We start from the raw sequence: 1,691 nt of genomic DNA on the forward strand, positions 1-1,691 counted from the left end.
CCTCGAAGAGATCGGCGACGAGGCCGTAGTCGGCGACCTGGAAGATGGGGGCTTCCTCGTCCTTGTTGATCGCCACGATGACCTTGGAGTCCTTCATGCCGGCAAGGTGCTGGATCGCCCCGGAGATGCCGCAGGCGATGTAAAGGGCCGGCGCCACGACCTTGCCGGTCTGGCCGACCTGCCAGTCGTTCGGCGCGTAGCCGGCGTCGACCGCAGCGCGCGAAGCGCCGATCGCGGCGCCGAGCTTGTCGGCGAGCGGGGTGATCACCTCCTCGAACTTTTCCGCCGAACCGAGCGCCCGCCCGCCCGAGACGATGATCTTCGCCGAGGCGAGATCGGGGCGTTCGCTTTCGGAAAGCTTCTCTTCGACAAAGCTCGAAAGGCCGGGATCGGCCGGGGCCTCGATGCTCTCGATCTCCGCCGCGCCGCCGTCGCCGGCCGCCTGGAAGGAGGCCGGCCGCACGGTGACGATCGCCTTCGCCTCGTTCGTCTTCACCGTCTGCACGGCGTTGCCCGCATAGATCGGCCGCTTGAAGGTCTTCGCGTCCACCACTTCGACGACGTCGGAGATCTGCATGACGTCGAGGAGGGCCGCGACGCGCGGCATGACGTTCTTGCCGGTCGTCGTCGCCGGGGCGACGAGCGCGTCGTAGGTCGCGGCCAGCGAGACGACCAGCGCCGCGGTCGGCTCGGCCAGGCGATGTTCGAGCGCGTCCGCCTCGGCGAGAAGCACCTTCGAGACGCCGTCGAGCCTGGCGGCGGCTTCGGCGGCGGGCCGCGCATTGCGGCCGGCGACGAGCACGTGCACGTCGCCGTCGATCGCCCTTGCCGCGGTCAGCGCCTTCGCCGTCTGGTCGGAAAGCGTCGCATTGTCGTGTTCGGCCACGAGAAGAAGGGGCATGGTTTCCTGTCGTCCTTTTCTCGCCTCGCGGCCGGCGCGATCGAAGCGCCGGCCCCGGAGGCATCCAAGCGGGGAAGCGGGGCTTCGGTTCCTAGAGCACGCCGGCTTCGTTCTTGAGCTTGTCCACCAGATCGGCGACGCTCTCGACCTTCACGCCGGCCTGGCGGCCCTGCGGTTCCTCGGTCTTCAGCACTTCGAGACGCGGCGCCGTATCGACGCCGAAATCGGCCGCCGTCTTCTTGTCGAGCGGCTTCTTCTTCGCCTTCATGATGTTCGGCAGCGAGGCGTAGCGCGGCTGATTCAGCCTGAGATCCGTCGTGACGATCGCCGGCAGCGCGAGCGAGACGGTCTGCAGCCCGCCATCGACCTCGCGCGTGACGGACGCCTTGCCCTCGGCAAGCGCGAGCTTCGAGGCGAAGGTGCCCTGGCTCCAGCCAAGCAGCGCGGCGAGCATCTGGCCGGTCTGGTTGCAGTCGTCGTCGATCGCCTGCTTGCCGCAGATCACGAGTTCCGGCCCTTCGGCCTCGACGACCGCCTTCAGGATCTTGGCGACGGCGAGCGGCTCGGCGATGTCGTCGGTCTGAACAAGGATCGCGCGATCGGCGCCCATGGCGAGCGCGGTGCGCAGCGTCTCTTCGGCCTTCGCCGGCCCGACGGAGACCGCGATCACCTCCTCGAGCGTACCGCCCTCCTTCAGACGAAGCGCCTCCTCGACGGCGATCTCGTCGAAGGGGTTCATCGACATCTTCACGTTCGCCAGTTCGACGCCCGAGCCGTCCGGCTTCACGCG

General features: G+C 68.4%; 2 protein-coding genes. Both read right to left on the reverse strand.

The window, feature by feature from the left end:
* A partial coding sequence (locus FJU11_RS18160; RefSeq protein WP_141168483.1) for an electron transfer flavoprotein subunit alpha/FixB family protein occupies positions 1-901 on the reverse strand: 901 nt, incomplete at its 3' end.
* Positions 902-992: 91 nt separating this feature from the next.
* A partial coding sequence (locus FJU11_RS18165) for an electron transfer flavoprotein subunit beta/FixA family protein (RefSeq protein ID WP_141168484.1) occupies positions 993-1,691 on the reverse strand: 699 nt, incomplete at its 5' end.

The organism is Pararhizobium mangrovi, from assembly GCF_006516965.1.
Lineage (GTDB): Bacteria > Pseudomonadota > Alphaproteobacteria > Rhizobiales > Rhizobiaceae > Pararhizobium_B > Pararhizobium_B mangrovi.